Annotated in this window: 23 protein-coding genes; 20 read left to right on the plus strand and 3 right to left on the minus strand. The window is 62.8% G+C overall.

Features of this window, described 5'->3' with window-relative positions:
- The 20 genes from CI805_RS18800 to CI805_RS18895 all read left to right on the plus strand — a co-directional run bounded on the left by CI805_RS18800 (position 1) and on the right by CI805_RS18895 (position 14,192).
- Positions 1-441 carry a phage tail tube protein gene (locus CI805_RS18800; protein ID WP_260928217.1) on the plus strand — a complete coding sequence of 147 codons (441 nt, stop codon included), beginning with the start codon at positions 1-3 and terminating at the stop codon, positions 439-441.
- Entirely contained in the window at positions 441-791 is a 351-nt protein-coding gene (locus tag CI805_RS18805) for a hypothetical protein (protein ID WP_260928218.1), read from the plus strand. Before CI805_RS18800 ends, CI805_RS18805 begins: the two co-directional genes overlap by 1 nt.
- Before the next feature lie 17 nt (positions 792-808).
- Positions 809-1,090, plus strand: coding sequence for a hypothetical protein (locus tag CI805_RS18810; protein ID WP_260928219.1), 282 nt, complete (start codon positions 809-811; stop codon positions 1,088-1,090).
- A gap of 44 nt (positions 1,091-1,134) precedes the next feature.
- Positions 1,135-1,740, plus strand: a complete 606-nt coding sequence (locus tag CI805_RS18815) for a hypothetical protein (RefSeq protein ID WP_260928220.1) — start codon at positions 1,135-1,137, stop codon at positions 1,738-1,740.
- The gene (locus CI805_RS18820) at positions 1,713-3,515 is read left to right on the plus strand and encodes a phage tail tape measure C-terminal domain-containing protein (protein ID WP_260928221.1); all 1,803 of its coding nucleotides are present in this window, start codon (positions 1,713-1,715) and stop codon (positions 3,513-3,515) included. The genes CI805_RS18815 and CI805_RS18820 overlap by 28 nt, the downstream gene beginning before the upstream one ends.
- Positions 3,512-4,102: a hypothetical protein gene (locus CI805_RS18825; protein ID WP_260928222.1), complete on the plus strand. Its 591-nt coding sequence runs from the start codon at positions 3,512-3,514 to the stop codon at positions 4,100-4,102. The genes CI805_RS18820 and CI805_RS18825 overlap by 4 nt, the downstream gene beginning before the upstream one ends.
- Entirely contained in the window at positions 4,099-4,698 is a 600-nt protein-coding gene (locus CI805_RS18830; protein WP_260928223.1) for a hypothetical protein, read from the plus strand. The genes CI805_RS18825 and CI805_RS18830 overlap by 4 nt, the downstream gene beginning before the upstream one ends.
- A complete protein-coding gene (locus CI805_RS18835) occupies positions 4,695-5,105 on the plus strand; it encodes a DUF6950 family protein (protein WP_260928224.1) in 411 nt (136 codons plus the stop codon). The genes CI805_RS18830 and CI805_RS18835 overlap by 4 nt, the downstream gene beginning before the upstream one ends.
- Before the next feature lie 3 nt (positions 5,106-5,108).
- Positions 5,109-7,274: a hypothetical protein gene (locus CI805_RS18840; RefSeq protein WP_260928225.1), complete on the plus strand. Its 2,166-nt coding sequence runs from the start codon at positions 5,109-5,111 to the stop codon at positions 7,272-7,274.
- 20 nt (positions 7,275-7,294) lie between these two features.
- Positions 7,295-7,690 (plus strand): hypothetical protein, encoded by a 396-nt coding sequence (locus CI805_RS18845; RefSeq protein ID WP_260928226.1) that lies wholly within the window; start codon positions 7,295-7,297, stop codon positions 7,688-7,690.
- The gene (locus CI805_RS18850) at positions 7,687-9,585 is read left to right on the plus strand and encodes a hypothetical protein (protein WP_260928227.1); all 1,899 of its coding nucleotides are present in this window, start codon (positions 7,687-7,689) and stop codon (positions 9,583-9,585) included. Before CI805_RS18845 ends, CI805_RS18850 begins: the two co-directional genes overlap by 4 nt.
- Positions 9,586-11,235: 1,650 nt before the next feature.
- Positions 11,236-11,499: a hypothetical protein gene (locus CI805_RS18855; protein WP_260928228.1), complete on the plus strand. Its 264-nt coding sequence runs from the start codon at positions 11,236-11,238 to the stop codon at positions 11,497-11,499.
- A 46-nt stretch (positions 11,500-11,545) separates the two neighbouring features.
- Complete coding sequence (locus CI805_RS18860; protein WP_260928229.1) at positions 11,546-11,938, plus strand: hypothetical protein; 393 nt, start codon at positions 11,546-11,548, stop codon at positions 11,936-11,938.
- On the plus strand, positions 11,925-12,233 hold the full coding sequence (locus CI805_RS18865) for a hypothetical protein (protein WP_260928230.1): 309 nt from the start codon (positions 11,925-11,927) through the stop codon (positions 12,231-12,233). The genes CI805_RS18860 and CI805_RS18865 overlap by 14 nt, the downstream gene beginning before the upstream one ends.
- Complete coding sequence (locus CI805_RS18870; RefSeq protein WP_260928231.1) at positions 12,230-12,700, plus strand: lysozyme; 471 nt, start codon at positions 12,230-12,232, stop codon at positions 12,698-12,700. The genes CI805_RS18865 and CI805_RS18870 overlap by 4 nt, the downstream gene beginning before the upstream one ends.
- Positions 12,697-13,122 (plus strand): hypothetical protein, encoded by a 426-nt coding sequence (locus CI805_RS18875; RefSeq protein WP_260928232.1) that lies wholly within the window; start codon positions 12,697-12,699, stop codon positions 13,120-13,122. The genes CI805_RS18870 and CI805_RS18875 overlap by 4 nt, the downstream gene beginning before the upstream one ends.
- Positions 13,119-13,286 (plus strand): hypothetical protein, encoded by a 168-nt coding sequence (locus CI805_RS18880; protein WP_260928233.1) that lies wholly within the window; start codon positions 13,119-13,121, stop codon positions 13,284-13,286. Before CI805_RS18875 ends, CI805_RS18880 begins: the two co-directional genes overlap by 4 nt.
- Positions 13,286-13,414 (plus strand): hypothetical protein, encoded by a 129-nt coding sequence (locus CI805_RS18885; RefSeq protein ID WP_260928234.1) that lies wholly within the window; start codon positions 13,286-13,288, stop codon positions 13,412-13,414. Before CI805_RS18880 ends, CI805_RS18885 begins: the two co-directional genes overlap by 1 nt.
- Positions 13,414-13,830 (plus strand): hypothetical protein, encoded by a 417-nt coding sequence (locus CI805_RS18890; RefSeq protein ID WP_260928235.1) that lies wholly within the window; start codon positions 13,414-13,416, stop codon positions 13,828-13,830. The genes CI805_RS18885 and CI805_RS18890 overlap by 1 nt, the downstream gene beginning before the upstream one ends.
- Complete coding sequence (locus CI805_RS18895) at positions 13,827-14,192, plus strand: hypothetical protein (RefSeq protein WP_260928236.1); 366 nt, start codon at positions 13,827-13,829, stop codon at positions 14,190-14,192. The genes CI805_RS18890 and CI805_RS18895 overlap by 4 nt, the downstream gene beginning before the upstream one ends.
- 37 nt (positions 14,193-14,229) lie before the next feature.
- Here the strand turns inward: CI805_RS18895 and CI805_RS18900 are convergent, their stop codons facing one another.
- From CI805_RS18900 to CI805_RS18910, 3 genes are all read right to left on the minus strand, one after another.
- Positions 14,230-14,484, minus strand: a complete 255-nt coding sequence (locus tag CI805_RS18900) for a hypothetical protein (RefSeq protein ID WP_260928237.1) — start codon at positions 14,482-14,484, stop codon at positions 14,230-14,232.
- A gap of 1,436 nt (positions 14,485-15,920) precedes the next feature.
- Positions 15,921-16,139, minus strand: a complete 219-nt coding sequence (locus CI805_RS18905) for a hypothetical protein (protein WP_260928238.1) — start codon at positions 16,137-16,139, stop codon at positions 15,921-15,923.
- A 273-nt stretch (positions 16,140-16,412) separates the two neighbouring features.
- The gene (locus CI805_RS18910) at positions 16,413-16,679 is read right to left on the minus strand and encodes a hypothetical protein (RefSeq protein ID WP_260928239.1); all 267 of its coding nucleotides are present in this window, start codon (positions 16,677-16,679) and stop codon (positions 16,413-16,415) included.
- Positions 16,680-16,685: the final 6 nt, after the last annotated feature.

The raw sequence follows: 16,685 nt of genomic DNA on the forward strand, positions 1-16,685 counted from the left end.
ATGACCGACGCCCGCATGGGTTCGGGGTCGCGCTTCTGGCTGGCCGACGCCAGCGCCGCCCTGACCGAACTTGACGAACTCACCTCGATCGGTTTGCCGAATCCGACTGTCGACGATGTCGAGGCCACGCACATGAAATCGCCGAACCGCCGCCGTGAATACATCGCTGGCCTGATCACCGATGGCGAAGGCACCTTTGGCTTCAACCTTGTGCCCGGCAGCGATACCGATCTGCTCATTCAGGCGGCGCTCGAAGACGGCGTGACCCGCGCCTATGAGGTGGTCATCCCGGACGGCGCTTTTGGCCAGAGCTTCAAGGGCGAACTCGTGGTGAAGGGCTACGAGCGCACCGTTCCGATCGATGATCGCATGACCGCTACGCTTACCGTTCGGTTCAGCGGGGCCGTGACCATCACGACCCTGACGGCAGCGCACGCCTGATGGTCGCGCCCGTAGACAGCAAGGTTGAGCTGGAGGTTGAGGGCGAAACCTTCATCCTCCGGCTGAACTTTCGCACCCTCGCCCTGCTGGAAGAGGCCGGGATGGACCCGTTCACCGGCGAAGGGTTCTCGCTTTCCACCGTGCGCCTCGCAATGATGTGCATGGCGCTGGCGATCGAGGACCACGGCGAGATGACCGATGCCGAGGCGCTGGCGATTGTCGTGCGCAGTAACGGCCAGTTCGCCGAGAAGGTGAAGGAGCTGTTCGAGACCTTCGGAAGCGCGCCCGCCGATCCGAGTGCGGAGGGAAAGGCCAAGCCGACCCGGCGGAGGGCGAAAACCGCCGCCTGACGGTTGATGATTTCTACGTGATGTGGATCGAAGCGGGGCAAATTGCTGACGCCTTCTGGCAGCAGACGCCCCGCTCGTTCCAGTTTGCCATGCGCGGCATCCGCCGTCGGATGAAGGCCGACGCCGAAAATCGAACCGCGCAAGCCTGGCAGACTGCAGCGTTCGTCGGATCAACTCAATCGAAGGGCGGCCTAAAGCCGCTCAGTCACTATCTTAAGCGCCCCGCCATAAAAATGAGCGATGCAGAAATGCTCGCCAATATGAGGGCGCTAGCAGCGCGCGTGAACGCCGCAGATTAACGGCAGCGCTTCGGCGCCACCTGGCAAATAAGTAGGATGTCCCCATGGCCGAAGCAACTGTTCTGGGATCCCTGCTAATCCAACTGGGCATGGACAGCGCGCAGTTTGAGAGAGCAACCGCACGCGCACAATCCTCGGTGCAGAAGATGGCGCAGTCCATCGGCGCGCAAGCCAAGGATGTTGTCGACGCCTCAAACCGCATGGGCATCTCGATCACCTCGTTCTCGAACCAGGTTCAAACGCTTCAGGCGCGGCTCGACCCAAGCATTCAGGCATTGGCGAATTACCGCAAGGAAGTGACCTTGCTGAAAGAGGCGTACCGGGTTGGCGCCATTTCGCAGGATCAGTTCACCACGAATCTGCGGTCCGCAGTCCAGGGCTACCGTACCGGCGGCACGCAGGTAGTCGCATCATCCGGCGCGATGAAGGCCGGGATGCAGCAATTGAACTACCAGATTGGCGATATGGCCACCATGTGGGCGATGGGTGCAAAACCGCAGCAAATCTTCGCGTCGCAGGCTGCTCAGACGGTCCAGGCCATCACACTGATGACAGGCGGCGCAGGCAAATTTGCGAAATTCATGGCGGGACCGTGGGCATTGCTTTGCAGACTGCGGCCATCATGCTGTCAGCCATCATTCCCGCCTTGATGAAAACCGACGATGCCATGCATGAGGTCGAAGTATCGTCGAACAGCCTGGCGGATGCGCAGTCAGCTCTCGGCGATATGTTCGACCTAGTGACTGGCAAGCTCAAAAAAAATACATCCGAGTTGCTGCTGAACGCCGAGGCCAAGGCGTACAACATGAAGATGGATGCGATGCGGATGCAGGATGCATCTGCAAAGACGCTCCGCTCAGCGTCTTCACGCTCGACTTCCGATGTGGTTTTTTCCAGTTTGGCAGCGGATCAGGTCGGGGTCCCTGGGTCTGCTGGCGAACGAAACACCAAAGCCGTTTCCGATTTCGTCTCGTCCTTCCAGAAAGACCTTGCCGCAGCGAAGACGGATCAGCAGCGGGCTGCAGTTGGCGACAAGGCTTGGAACCGCGCAGTAAGCATCGATCTCAAGGGGCTCTCGATAAGCCGCGAAGATCTGCTCGGGGCGATCAAAGATGCAGTTATCGCACCTGGCCGAATGGGCGTCGCGGACGCAATGCTTTCGTCCATCAAGAATGGCGTTCTGGATCCATCCCTCCGCAACGATCCGAAGGACAAGAAGGCGAAAAGAGCACCGAAGGAAAAGACGCAGGAGCAAAAGGACGACATCTACCAAGATCAGCTGGACAAGCTGGCGAAGGACCGCGCCGACATTGAGGCGAACAACAACCAGACGATCGAGCAGCGGTATCAGGCGCAGCTCTCGAAGATCGACGAGGACCTTGCCGCCTACGACCGCAATGTCGATCTCAACAAGAACCTTACCGAGCCGCGCCGGACAGAGCTCAAGGATCAGGCGGCCATCAACGCGCAGATGAAGCGCGACCAGGCCCTGAACGAGAAGAACCTTGCCGTCGCCAATCAGGGCTTCGAGCTCGACCAGAATAGCCTCCAGCAGCAGATCGACCAGTTGCAGTTGCAGGAGCAGCTGACCGACAGCACCGCCGACCGCCAGAAGATCGCGCTGGAAATTCTTGCGCTCCAGGACAAGCTGAAGGCTTCGGCTCTGGATCAGGTGATGGCGAACAACTCGCCTGACACAACCGCATGGCAGAACGCTTTCGACAACAAGAACGCCCTGCAGCAATCGGCTGGCCAGCGCCAGCAAGTCGTCCTCAACCAAAACCTGACGCCGCTGCAGTCTTATGCCAAGGGCCTGCAAGCGTCGGTGACAAACATCAACGATGCGATGGAGAACATCCAGGTCGACAGCATCAATGGGCTGGTGGATGGATTGGCCAGCGCGGCGGCTGGCACGCAGAAGCTGGGCGACGTGTTCAAGAACGTGGCGCAGCAGATCATTGCCGATCTGGTCCGTATCCAGTTGCAAAGGGCCATCGTCGGCACGCTCGGCAACGTTCTTGGCAGCATCGGCGGTGGATCGACCATCGGCGGCCTGACGGGTTCGCAGTATACCTCGAGCCTATCATCCAGCCTCAGCTCTTACAGCAGCGGATTGTCAGTCAGTTTGGCAGGCGCACGCGCCAGCGGCGGACCGGTCATCGGCGGTCTACCGTACCTCGTCGGTGAGCGTGGGCCGGAGATCGTGGTGCCGGGCAGCAATGGCTCCGTGATCTCCAACGACAACCTCGCGAACATCGGCGGTGGCGGAGGAGATAACTACTACGGCGACACATACTACGGCCCCGGCGCAGACGAGTTCTGGGGCAAGGTCAACAACATCGGTTCGGCCAATGCCAGCTCCGCAATCGTGCGCGACAAGCAGCGACAGGCGAAGAAGGCCTCGCGGAGGTTCGGTAAGGCATGATCGACCTCACTGAACTGAAGTGCAGCGGCGCCGTTCCGTCGCTGATGGACTGGGCAGCGCTGATGGAGCCTGCGCTTGGCGGAGTGACGCAACGCGTCGGTCGCCTCGGCGCGCGATTCGCGGTTCAGTTCACGTCCCCTACGATGCGCATGGAGGCCGAGGGCCGCAAATGGATCGCCCGCCTCCAGCGCGCCCAGCGCGAAGGTGCGCGGATCGCCTACCCACAGCCCGACTTCAATGTCGGCGCTCCCGGCGTGCCGTCCGTCAGCGGCGTCCACACGGGTGGCACCTCGCTACTCATTACTGGCGCAACGCCCCGATATGCCGTTCGGGAGGGTCAGGCACTGAACCTTGTCGTCGCCGGGCGGTACTACCTCTATTTCGCCGCGGGCAATGTGAAACTGGACTCCAGCGGGACAGGTACGATCCCCCTCACCTCTCCGATGCGAACCCATCTGGCCGGGGCAGAAGCGGTAGAGCTGGCAAAGCCGGTTGTGGAGGGCTGGCTTGACGGTACGGAGCGCAGCTGGACGCTCGACGTGGCCCGCACCGTGGGCCTGTCGTTCACGGTGACGGAACGGGCATGACTGCCTTCTCTCCCGCCCTCGATGCAGAACTGGCGAAGGACAACGTGACGTTCTTCGCCGCGTTGACGCTGACGGTGGGCGACGACACCGTGCGCCTGCTCGACGGATCGGCGCAGCTGCTGATCGGCGGCAACCTCTATTCCGGCGAGGATACGAAATATGGCGTCTGGAGCGACATGGACAGTTTCGAAGACGGATCGGGCGACGACGCGCCGGGCCTGTCGGTCACGCTGTTCCCGGCCGACGACGACGCTACTGCGGCCCTGTCCGGCCCTGCGATGCAGGGCGAAGCGGTGCAGATCCAGATCGGCGCGGTAAATCCGGCGCTGGGCAGCGTGGTGGGCGATCCGTTCCTGCTGTTCGATGGCGAGGTGGACGTCACCAAGCACGAGTTCGGCAAGAACATGTTGCAGGTCTCGCTCGATTGCGTGGGCGGCATGGAGCGGCTGTTCTTCAACGATGAGGGCATCGTGCTGGCACCGGCCTTTCATCAGCAGGTGTGGCCGGGTGAAGAAGGCTTCAACCACGTGACCGGCATCAAGGATACCATCTACTGGGGCACCAACACCCCGACGAAATCGGTGAGCTATACGTGAACCTGCATGAGCGGCGAGAAGCCACCGCGAGCACGCTGGAGCGGTTCGCGGGCAAGCCGTTCGCCTTCGGTTCGTGCGATTGCGGCTTGGTGGTGATCGCGCACCTGAAGGCCATGGGTTGGCCGATCAAGACCGGCGGCACCTGGTCGACCATGCTGGGCCTGAAGCGCTGGCTGCGGCGCCACGGCGGATCGGGCGCGGCGGCGATCGACAGCTGGGGCGTGCCGCGCATCGCACCCGCGATGGTGTTGATCGGCGACGTGGTGGAGCTGGCGGGCGAGACTGACTTCGGCAGCTTCGGTGTGGTGATCGGCAACGGGCGCGTGCTGGCATTCCATCAGGACGCCGATGGGCTGGCGATCATTCAGCCGACCGGCCTGCCTATCCTGACCGCCTGGAGAACCTGACGGATGGCAAAGGTGCTTCAGATCGCGGCGGTGGTCGTCGCGGTCGCTGCCGCGATTCCGTCCGGCGGCACATCGCTGCTGGGCGTCGGGCTTGCCCAGGCGGGCGTGACGACCGCCGCAGGCGTTGCGCTGAGTGCCTCGACCACGGCGATGATCGCGACGGCGGTGGGGCTTGCTTCCGGCGCGGTAACGGCGCTGACTGCGAAGTCGCCGTCGGTCGGCGGAAGCCAGACGGACTGGCAGAGCGATCCCAACGGGGCGGCGCCGATCGTGTTCGGCGAAACGCTGGTGGCCGGATCGGTGATCTATCGCAAGACGGCCAATCGCAGCTGGAGCGGCAAGAAGAACTACTGGCAGTTCATCGGCACGATCCTGTCCGCCTGCGGGCCGATCGATGCGCACCTTGCGACCTGGGCGGACAAGGTTGTGACGACGTTCGTCGGCGACAATGCCGTGGGTGATCTGCACGGCCGTGTCTATCAAGCGACACAGCTGGGCCTGTGTCCCGAGCCAAGCCGGCTGCAGCCGGCGGGGCCATGGGACAATCTGGCCGGGCTTCCCAGCTGGACCAGCGCCAGCAAGCTGTCCGGCTACGCCGCCGCGATGAATGCTTTCATCTTCGACGGTAAAGGCAGCACGCTGTTCACGCAGGTGCCGGACATGCAGCACCGCATCCGGGGCGTGAAATGCTATGATCCGAGGCAGGATGACACCTATCCCGGCGGCTCTGGTGCCCAGCGGTATAACGACCAGACGACGTGGGCCTATTCGGTCAATCCGTGGGTGCAGGCGACCACTTTTGCGCTGGGATGGTTCCAGGGCCCGAACAACGTGCGCGTTGGCGGCGTGGGCATGCCGATCGGCTCGATCGACCTTGCCTCGTACGTCGAGGCGGCCAACGTAGCCGATGCCAACGGGTGGCAGTCGCACGGCCAGCTTCAGACGACCGACGACAAGTGGGAAGATCTCAAAGCGTTGTGCCAGGCGGGCGGCGGTGAGCCGGTCCGCCTGGGCGCAACGCTGTCGTGCATCGTCAACACTCCGCGCGTCTCGATCGGGACCATCACGCGCGATGACGTGATCGGCAATGCCTCGATCACCACAACGCAGACCCGCCGCGACCGGATCAACGGGATCATCCCGACCTATCGCAGCGAAGATCATGACTTCGAGCAGGTGCCGGCAGGCGCGGTGCGTCGCGATACCTATCTCGCCGCCGACAAGGGCGTCGAGCGCACCAAGGCGATGACGTACTCGATGATCCAGTGCTTCAAGGGCAAGACGCCCGACCAGGCTGCACAGATCGCTGGATACGACATCGCCAACGCCCGCGAGGCGGGGCCGATTGCGATGCCGCTGAAGCTGCGGTGGTTGGGTTATCGCGCGGGCGACTGCGTGACATTCGAGGACACGCCGGAGTTCGGCTACATGCGCGCGAAAAAGGCTCTGGTCCTGAAGCGTCAGCTGGATCCGGATCAGGGTAGCGTCGTGCTGACGCTGCGCGAGGAGACTGACAGCAAACACAGCTGGGCGCTCGGGCTGGTGGGGACGCCAGCGCCGATCACCGACCGCAACGCACCTGCCGATTACGAAGCTCCCGACCCCAGTGACTGGACGGCGGTGGCGTCCGTAAGCTCGGGCGGGGACGGCGTGATCACGTTGACCGGGGCAGTCAACGACGACGCCGCGAAATTCCTGCTGATCGAGTACCGCGAAGTGGGAGCCGCCTTCTGGACACAGCAAGGCTATCTGCCCACCACGACGACAACCACGGCAATCACCGGGCTGGATACGTCCAAGACCTATGAAGTGGCCATCAGCTACTATTCCGAACTGCGGCTTGTGATCTCCAATCTGTCGTTTGACGTGCCGGATGTGGTGCCCACCGCTTCGAACGTCACCGTCGACACGGCTGCCAATCCTCCGAGTGTAGCCTGGCGGATGCCGGATATCTCCGGGTGGTCGACGGCCGTGATCTATCGCAGCAACAGCAGCGATCCCAACGCCAGCGCAGCGGTTTCAGACGAGCTGACCGGCGCGCTGTTCGCGGACATGGACTGGCAGGACGCCACGCTCTCGCCGGGCACATACTGGTGGTGGGTACGGATTTACAATTCTGCGGGGACACTGCTGTCCATCTCTTCCGCCGCCAGCGGCACCATTACCTGATCCACGCACACGGGGCTTTCATGGCAACGCAATTTGACGACTGGCTGCGGTGGCTCGCCGCGGCCCAGAAGGGGCCTGTCTCGATTACGGACATGTCCCGCGGCCGCGCATTTTCAATGCCCTTCATCCTTGCGGGTGACTGGACCGGCTCGACCTTGCGTGGGCAAATCCGGCTGTACCCGGACGCAGCAGGCGATCCGTTGGCCACCTTCACGGTAACTGGCCCGGTGGTTGCCGATGGCTACAGTACCTTCACCTGCTCACTGTCGGCCGCTGTGACCGCTGCCTTTCCGCAAGATGTTGAACTGGCAGGCGTGGTGCAGTTCGCCGTCGACTTCCTCTTCAAGCCCAGCGGTGGCGTGGAAGATCTGCTGTGCGGGGGCACTATCAATCTTCTGGGGAGCATCACTCTGTGAGCCAAATCACGGTAAATGTCGGCGCGCGTCCCGTGCAGGTTTACGTCGGCGAAAACACGCTGGCCGCGCAACTGCAGGCGGTGCGGGCGGAAACGGCTCTCGCAAACGCGGCGGCGAAGGCGAATTTGGCCGCCGAATACTCTGCCCTCACGCAGGCAACCGCCGCCTCCGTCCGCCGCGCGCTGGTGATCGACTATGGCGACACCGGCATCGTCGAGGCCCCGCGCTATCGCAGCACGGCGGGCCGTGCGTTCCGCAATGCGCAGGGGTACTGGGAGTTCTCGACGCTCGATGATCAGGAGATCGTCCACTACGATACCTCGGGCAACATCGTGGGCGTCGATTTCAGCCCGGCCGCCAGCTATGTCGGCGCGCCGTTCAACACCGGCAGCAATCCGGGCACCGCCGATCCGCTTTACCTCAGCAAGACGACGGCCACGACTGTCAGCTATGCAGGCGCGCACACCTATCCCTCGATCTACGGCACAGCCGGTCTCGGGATGGCGATCAACTTCGGCACCTATGCCTATTCGAACCCCTGTTCGTTTCCCAACATCACCCAGGCCTTCGTTGCCGGTGATCTGATCCGCGTCGAGGCCATCGTCGCGGTCCAGTCCTTCACGACCGCACAGACGCTCTATTTCCTTCCCTCCGCCGTATCGGGCACGATCCCGACGTTGCAGGTCAATCTTTCGCTCAATGCAGACGGCACCATTGCCTCGGCAACTTCCTCTGCGCGACGCTGGGGCTATAGCGTGTTCGGCACCTATGGCGGGGTGACGTTCTACCTCGTGTGGTCGGAAGGCAAGGCGACCGCTGCCGGCACCGTTCGCCCCGGCTTCCAGGCCGCTGCCTATGCCTCCGGCATGAGCGCGACCCGCACCCTGCTGGTCGAAGACGTGCGCCTGATCAAGAACGGGCCGCCACTGCCGAACATGGCGCCGGTCTGCGGCACCAAAACGTTCGGCGACAGCTACTACCAGACCAGCGCGACCGATCGGGCCATCAACATGAAGGCCTGGCGCATGAAGAAGGGCCGCACCCGGATCACCGACGGTTCGATCCGCCCGGTGGCGGAGTGGCGCAGCGGCCCGAACAGCGAGCCCTACCTCCATGCCGAAAGCTTGATCGAGCTGGAGCTTTCGAGCGAGCCGGACAGCAATACGTACCTGTTGCCGAACCGGACGCAGGCGCTCGACCTGACACCGACGAACCTTGCCGAGCCGTTCTTCGCGTGCCTCGGCGATTGCTACTACGACGCCGACATCGCCGTCGGCACCGGCACGCATACCGCGTTCGAGATTCGAGGCGCCTTTTCCGCGCCCAAGCGCTGGGGCAGTATCGCTCGGTCAGCACGAACACCACGCGCAACACCGGCACGATCACTCACCGCCAAGCACACTGCTTCCCGCGCGGCGCGACCAGCGGCGAGCAGATCGGGCAGTCCTTTGTCGTTTCATTCCAACTGGCATCGCTGGGCCTGTGCGACATCGAGGACAGCTGCTTCTCGGGCATCACCCAGCACTACACGCGCGGGCGCGACCGAACGTACTTCAACGAGACGTACAAGAGCGATGATGCGCGCTGGATCGGCTGCGGGCGCCTTGGCGGCGTTAACTTCAAGATTCGCGACGTGTGCTTCAACCGGCTTGGTCGCGCGATGGATCAGCTGGCGGGCGCCAACGCGACTGCCGTCACCTACGACATCGACGGGGTACGCGGCGAGCGAGTTTGGTCGGACATGTTCGGCTTCGGGCGCGGCGTGCTCTCGGGCTCGATCAAGCACGCGATCCGTCAGGGGTCGACCGTCGCGCTCTACGATGTCTACCACGCTCGCGATCAGCTGTGCGTCGATATCGGCAATGGCATCCAGACGCTGGATGCCGCCGGGCTGACCGTCACCCAGCTACCCACCGACCGCCAGCTGCATCTGCACAGCTATCGCCCCGATGCCGGGCAGGCGATTGCCACCGACGCGGTCTCGCGCTTCCTGTGGGGCAACCAGAACCGCACCAGCACACTCTACCCGCCCAGCACCGAGGGCGGCAGCTATCCGGGCTACATGGCGAACATGAGCCCGCCGCTGACCGCGAGCGGTGCGAAGATGGTCGCAGGCGATGCGGGCCCCAAGTACGAGACGCTGGCCGCCGCGCAAAGCGATGTCGATGCCGGTGTGCTCCCGCTCGACATGCTGTTCTACGTCTACGCGACCGACGCGGGCGATCACATCGATTCCTATACCGGGGCGAGCGTGTTCAACCGGGGCGTCTACCGCGTGATGCGCGGCTTGGGCGCCGTTCGCCTTGCCGACACCTGGCCGAACTGCATGGGCACCAACTATGCGACGGCTGCGGATCTGCAAGCGGCCCTCAACCCTGTTGCCCATGCGCGCGGCTTCGTGACCACGGCGGGCGCCGATTTCGGGCCATGGGAATGGACCGGTGCGGCATGGGTGCACCTGGCGACCACCATTCCCCTGCCGGTCTATGCCTCGACGCCGGGCGTCGCGAGTGCGGACAACCCGCACATCTATGCCACCATCGACGTGATCAAGAAGACGGGCACCAGCACCTTCTCCTACCTCACGAGTGCGTCCCCGGCGGTCAGCGGCGCATCGACCCACCCCGACATGTTCCAGCTGTCGCTGCAATACACCACGCTGAATAACTTCACGATCAGCAACTGCGTGCTGTGGGACTATGGCCAGTTCCTGTTTCTGCAGGGCGGGGTGTCATCCTACGTCCAGAATTTCGAGGCCAGCGACAACATCGCAGGCATGGACATGTACAATGCCGTCTATGCCCGGCCCGAGGCATGGCAGGCAGGCTACACGCAGAAGCTCGCCCGCAACCTGATCGTGCCCTTCAAGGTCACCTCGGGCTACAACACCAGCGGCGAGGGCTCGTACCCCTGGCTCGATGCCACCAACATTCCGGCAGGCCAGATCGTCACCGAGGGCAACTGGATCGCCGCACCGGCCGCCAAGGCGGTGGATACCAACCCGGCGGCGCTGACCAATCCCAGCGGGCACATCTTCACGCCCACCGTCACCAACTACGGCACCAGCTGGATCGCCAGCACCCCGGCGCCGAACAACCCCGGCATGGAAGATGCCCTTTCAGCGGCGCAGCTCGATCGCGGCTTTGCGAACCGGTCCCAGCCCTTCCTTTCGGTCAGCTGGTCGGATTCGTTTCAGGCACAGACCGGGCTCAACCTGACGGCCACCCGTGATGCCATCGCCGCGCTCAAGGTCATGTCGCCTGAGTTCGATGCCATGCTCGACTGGCTCTCCGAGACCTTCCAGCGTGAGCCCGACTACGTGTTCACCGTCGCCGCCTCGGCAGCGGTGGGCACCGTCATCGCCACCGGCATCGATGGCGCACGCTGGGACCGCCAGTGGGGCGGCGGTGAACTGGGCCAGTTCTCGCTGATCGGCGGCACGCTGAACGTCGCTGTCGCGCTGACCGGCCTCAACTTCGTCAAATCCTTCGTCACCGACACCGGCAAGATCGTCCTGATCGACGTCCAGTAAGGAGCGCCTACCCGTGGAAGCAAGTCAGACCATCGCCAATTACCAGGCGCTCACCATCCGCCGCGACGCCGCTGTCGGCATGTCCGTCATGGACGAGGCCGGTGGCGTCATCATCTACCAATCCGCCGACGTGTTCGCGGTCACCGGCGGGGCGCTGGCGGTCTCGGCCGATCTTACCGAGACCGCCTCGCCGGTCCGTGTGATCCTCGACACCGGCATGGTTGTCGATGTCACGATCGAGGACGTGGTCGCGGAAGAGACGGACACCTCCGAGTGATCCGCATCCGCCTCCCTCGCACTTCAAGGTGCGGGCGACCGAGTGGATGCTCGCGTCGATCAAGACCACGATCGGTGTCGGCCTGCTCTCGCCGCTGCCCTTCTTCGGCAACCCGACAATGATCGGCATGGCGCGTCTGGCCTCTCAGCACACCTGGGGCTGGATCGCGTTCTGCGCCGGGGTGCTTCACCTGACCATGCTCTACGTCAACGGGACGTGGCGCCGCAGCCCGCACCTTCGCGCGCTGTGTTCGGGGATAGGCACGATGTTCTGGTTTCAGGTGTGCATCGGCTTCTCGTCGTCACCGATCCCGACGACCGCATGGCTGATCTACCCGTGGCTGTTCATCTTCTCGGTCCGCAACGTCGTGGCGGCGATGCAGGACGCGCGTTCGGCGGATGACTACCACAAGGGGGGACTGATCGGTGGGAGCAAATGATGCGTTGGCCGATGCAGCTTCGTGGGTTCCGCTGGTCGGCGCAGGCGTCGGGGCCGCAGTCGCCGGGTTCCTCGGGTACAAGACCGGGCATGCCAAGGAAAAGCCGGAATACGAGCCGGTGCTCGCGAGTGCGACGCTTAGCGATGGTCCGCTCATCCGCAGGCTCATCGACGCGATCGAGGGGCATACCGAGAGCCTTCGCGACAACAACGAACTGCTCCGCGCCGAAGCGCACCGCCGGGAGGTGGACGCCGAGGTGCGTGAAGCCCTGCGAGCAAGGGGGATAAAGGAATGACCAGGACAATCAGCGATCCCGGTAAGGCATTCATCCAGACCCGCGAGGGCTATGCCAAGGATATCGGCGATGGCCGCGTGCAAGCCTACCCCGACCCCGGCACCGGCAGCGCACCGTGGACCATTGGCTGGGGCTCGACAGGCCCGGATATCGTCAAGGGCACGATCTGGACTCGGGCGCAGGCACAGGCCCGGTTCGATGCCCATGTGGCCGAGTTCGTGGCGGGCGTGGACCGCCTGATCGGCACCGCCCCAACGACACAGAACCAGTTCGATGCGATGGTGTCGCTGGCCTACAATATCGGGCTAACGGGCTTCGGCCAGTCCACCGTCCTGCGCAAGCATAAGGCCAGTGACTATGCCGGTGCAGCCGCTGCCTTCGCGCTGTGGAACAAGGCTGGTGGCCGGGTGATGCAGGGGCTCGTCAACCGTCGCGCTGCCGAAGCCAAGGTGTACGCGGCGCCATGACCCCGGCCCGCTCCCTCTCAAAATGGGCGCTGATCTTCGCCGCTGTGTTCGGCCTGGTGATGATCGCGCTGTCCATCTGGCTGACGTGGATTCTTTCCTCGCAGTCGTGGTGCTCGCAGTCGCTGGGCGCGGTGAAGTACGCAATCGACAAGCTCAATGCCGTCCCGATCACCGACGCCGCTGGCGGGTGCTTTGCGCTCCAGACCACGCAGCTTGAGGCCCTGCGGCTGATCGCCCTGATTGCCGTGGGCGCGATCGCGGTCGGGCTGATCTCGTTCATCGTCGTCGGCATCCTCGGCGCCCGCCTTGAAGCGCATGGGCCTGCCGGGCTCGGGCTGAACATCGGCGCCGAGGATGCCGCCCAATCCGTTGCCACCGCCGCGCAAGACCGCGCGGATCATCTGAAGGACGATCACCCATGACCATCACCTCCGACCTCGCCGCCATCAAAGCCGCCGAAGCCAAGGCTATCCTCGCCGAGCAGACCGCTGTCGCCCAGATCAAGACCGCGCCCGCCGGGCGCTACGTCAAGATCGCTGCGGTCGCGCTGTTCGTGCTGGGCGCTGTGGTGGGGCACGTCATCTGATGCCCGCGTTCGCCATCGGCCTATACCTGGGCGGCGCAGCGGTGATGCTCGCCGCAGCCGGGGGCAGTCGTCACAACCGCGTGCTCAGCGCGCTGGTATGGCCCACCTTTCCGCTGTGGCCGCTGTGATGCCCGCGTTCGCGCTCGCGGCCCTCGCATGGGTCAAAGCGCTCCCCTCGTGGCTCAAGTGGCTCGCCGTGGGCATCGTCGGCAGCATTGCCATCGTGGCCGTCGCTCTGGTCGGCGTTCACATGCACGACGCCAGCGTGATCAAGGCCTCCGACGACAAGCGGGCGGCGGCTACCATCCCGGCTACCAACCGCGCCGCCGAGGACCGGGCACAGGACGCGATCAACAACGCGATCCAGACGCAGGACGATGAGCTGGCGATCGCTAAGGCCGAGGCGTCCGAAGCCGCCAAGCCGCCGGAAGAGCGCGCGACGATTGCGCCGACCACCGTTGCGCTGGGGTGCCAGCGGCTCAGGCGGGCGTACAGCGCTGCCGAGTTGGCGAAGATGCAGGTCTATCAGGAGAAGTGCCAGTGAACGGGCTGGCGGCGAAGGACGCAAACGCCGCCAGCCCTTTACACGAGAACAGGCACCAGAATCAAAAGACTGCCATCTGGTACAAGGAGAAAGCTACCATGCGATATGTGATGTGCCTAACGATTCTGTCGCTCACCGCGTGTGCGGCCAAAACTCAGGTCGTCGGCTATCCCCCAGCGCCCGATCTGGTCGCAGCGACCGAGGCCAAGCCGAAGCCATCGCCCGATATCCTGACAGACCCGGCAGCAGCGGATCGCTATTCGTCGGCTGTAGAGGCTTGGGGAGATCGCGTGCGCGCCGCCGGGGTGCGGCTGTGCGGATACTTCAAGGCGCAGGGGATGAAGGTGGAGTGTGGATCATAAACGAAGGGCCCGCCGCTGCGGTGGCGGGCCGTCAGGCTTACGCTTCTCTGAAGTAGAGCTTGCGCACGTTACCGTTATGAAATTCGAGAGGTATGCCCCTGTAATTTTCAGGCCCAACAGCCGACGCATCAGGGGCGAAGTTCTCGTCGACAATCGCCAGCAGTCTAGTCCAGGCTGCATATTGAACCATGAAACGCACGACACGATAGCCGCGGTTCTGCGCCTTCAAAATTATCTCATCCATCGAATGCAAAATGTAACGTTCGTCTTTTGACAGCATGGTGCCACTCAAGGTCTGGTTGCAGAGAGCTCAATGGGTGACTGCGGGGCGTTCGGGGCAGCTCCAAAAGCGCGATCCCCGCAGTCGGATGCCGATATAAACGAAGCTTGCAAGCGGTCAAACTTCGTGATCGGGCCGGTTACCAGGGCAGGTTGGCCGGCCCGATCAACTACCAACGAAACGAACGGGGGGTCAGCATCGTCGGCGACGAGATAATGCCGCTCTCTCATCATCGTTCCAAAGATCTGCCCGCAGCAGTTAAATTCCTGAAACGCGGTAGCGTGTTAACGCTTCAGGCGAGATGATGGCCCTGCGACCCGAAGGCCTTTGAGGCCTTTTCAACTGAGCCCGAGGCCGTCTCCTGCCTCGGGCTTTTTGGATCTGCTCAGTAGCAAAGGACGACTGGCAGCAATGGAGGAGGGCAAGCCCGACGAGGCATTCGCGCTGTGCCGGGCGTGGGAAGGCCCGCTTGACGTGGATCGAACAGATCAGCCTTGGGCTGAGCAGTGATCACCTCCACAACATTGGCAAATTATGTACATCGGGAGCCGCAAAATTAACCATGGGCAATGATCAGTGCAGGTTGGCATTAAATGCTTGATCGATCTAATCATTCGCATAATCTTGATAAGTCTTGATCGAATCGGGACAGCAACAGGAGAATGATAATCGGGCATCAATGCCTGTAGAGCATCCAACAAGACATATTAGCTTCATTCTAATCCATCGCCCCTCATTTTCATTAGTGAGAGGTGCAACTGCGATGACATATCGAGGAGATGCAAAATGAACTTGAGCAAAAGAACGATTGGCCTTGCGTGTGCGACCGCTGCAATCTCGTGCGCTTTCTCAATGACGCCAGCTCTCTCTCAGACTACGAATGAATGCTCGGCCTATGCAATCGAAGCATGTGCTGGGGGCAATTACGAAACGCTCGGCTACAGCACACTGAAGGATTGTCGCCTTCAGGAATATGCCAATTGCTTAGCAGGCGTGCCGGCCCCCGAACCTGTCGCTTATCGCCCAGCACTCAAGGCGCCATCCAGCGCTCCACAAGCTGCGTCAGTAAGCGGCTCCATTTAAGTATGCCGGGGTGCGGACGGTTCTGGTCTGCACCCCGCTTCCAAATGCGCTTTAATTGCCCGGCAGAGCGATACGGCGGCGGCGGCGAGGATCATCAGGGGCATGGATGCGCCGTAGCCGGGAGCGCGAGGACCGGGCAAGTGTGCATCGTGGAGAGGCCTGCCCTGTCGTTACTGTCGCAATTTCGGATATCGGGCAGAGCATCAATCGCCCCGCCGACAGCCCGCCTCTATATCCATGTTCTGAATGCGACGATATAGAAGGCGATCATGCCGACAAGCAGATCGAGAGGCGTGACACTCCTCGATCTTGCCCACCGCCAAGCTGCACGACAACTCGGCGGCATCCTCACAGATACCAGCCGATCACTTGCACTTCGTAAACTGCCCCTTCTTCGGACCGGAGGCGATGTGGCAACGGCCCTTCGCGTCTTTGGTCACACCGCCTGATATGGCTGCGGTCTTGGCGGTTACGGGCGGGCATTTGATGAATTTGCCCTTGGCATCCTTACAAGACGCAGCGAGCGTCGGCGTAGCAGCGATCATTCCAGCCAGAGCTGCGGCAGTCATCAGCTTGCGAATCATACATGCTCCTTCCAAAGGTATATGAGCGCACACCGGTCTGAACCGAATTGAAGCGATGCGGAATACCTTAAAGTGCAATCTGTTGGGGACGTTCGCATCTTCCTTCGCGTTCCACATCCATATCAACCGGCACAGCGAGAAACCACTCGCGGCAGCTGGCATCCCAAGACGCTAACCCCAGCGCGATAGCGTCCTGCATCGCCTCATCGACACTCGAGCGCCAAGGCGAGCGTGGTCGGCGGAACGTCGAGATTCTGAACCGCTCTGCCACCGTCAGAAGCTCGCCCAGTCCAACTCAGCATCATCAAGCGCCTCGTGCATCTCGGGATCGGCCCCTGCCCGGCTCAAATGCTTGCGTACTGCTTCTGGATCGCCGTCCTTTGGAAACGCCCGATCGGCTGCAGCAGCCTTCGCCAGATTGCCGAGGAACCCGTCCCGACGAACTTGGGCGAGAACCCAGCGTCCGAAAGCAATCGGCTCCTCGGGCGCCCCTGACACATCAACACGGTGACTCTCAGCATTCATGATCTGGTTGGTCATGCGAAA

The organism is Novosphingobium sp. 9, assembly GCF_025340265.1.
Taxonomy (GTDB): domain Bacteria; phylum Pseudomonadota; class Alphaproteobacteria; order Sphingomonadales; family Sphingomonadaceae; genus Novosphingobium.

Bases quoted from the DNA above. Each gene is read 5' to 3' on its own strand.
- CI805_RS18800 (WP_260928217.1), top strand. From the start codon at position 1: ATGACCGACGCCCGCATGGGTTCGGGGTCGCGCTTCTGGCTGGCCGAC.
- CI805_RS18805 (WP_260928218.1), top strand. From the start codon at position 441: ATGGTCGCGCCCGTAGACAGCAAGGTTGAGCTGGAGGTTGAGGGCGAA.
- CI805_RS18815 (WP_260928220.1), top strand. From the start codon at position 1,135: ATGGCCGAAGCAACTGTTCTGGGATCCCTGCTAATCCAACTGGGCATG.
- CI805_RS18820 (WP_260928221.1), top strand. From the start codon at position 1,713: ATGCTGTCAGCCATCATTCCCGCCTTGATGAAAACCGACGATGCCATG.
- CI805_RS18825 (WP_260928222.1), top strand. From the start codon at position 3,512: ATGATCGACCTCACTGAACTGAAGTGCAGCGGCGCCGTTCCGTCGCTG.
- CI805_RS18830 (WP_260928223.1), top strand. From the start codon at position 4,099: ATGACTGCCTTCTCTCCCGCCCTCGATGCAGAACTGGCGAAGGACAAC.
- CI805_RS18840 (WP_260928225.1), top strand. From the start codon at position 5,109: ATGGCAAAGGTGCTTCAGATCGCGGCGGTGGTCGTCGCGGTCGCTGCC.
- CI805_RS18845 (WP_260928226.1), top strand. From the start codon at position 7,295: ATGGCAACGCAATTTGACGACTGGCTGCGGTGGCTCGCCGCGGCCCAG.
- CI805_RS18860 (WP_260928229.1), top strand. From the start codon at position 11,546: ATGCTCGCGTCGATCAAGACCACGATCGGTGTCGGCCTGCTCTCGCCG.
- CI805_RS18870 (WP_260928231.1), top strand. From the start codon at position 12,230: ATGACCAGGACAATCAGCGATCCCGGTAAGGCATTCATCCAGACCCGC.
- CI805_RS18875 (WP_260928232.1), top strand. From the start codon at position 12,697: ATGACCCCGGCCCGCTCCCTCTCAAAATGGGCGCTGATCTTCGCCGCT.
- CI805_RS18880 (WP_260928233.1), top strand. From the start codon at position 13,119: ATGACCATCACCTCCGACCTCGCCGCCATCAAAGCCGCCGAAGCCAAG.
- CI805_RS18885 (WP_260928234.1), top strand. From the start codon at position 13,286: ATGCCCGCGTTCGCCATCGGCCTATACCTGGGCGGCGCAGCGGTGATG.
- CI805_RS18890 (WP_260928235.1), top strand. From the start codon at position 13,414: ATGCCCGCGTTCGCGCTCGCGGCCCTCGCATGGGTCAAAGCGCTCCCC.
- CI805_RS18905 (WP_260928238.1), bottom strand. From the start codon at position 16,139: ATGATTCGCAAGCTGATGACTGCCGCAGCTCTGGCTGGAATGATCGCT.
- CI805_RS18910 (WP_260928239.1), bottom strand. From the start codon at position 16,679: ATGACCAACCAGATCATGAATGCTGAGAGTCACCGTGTTGATGTGTCA.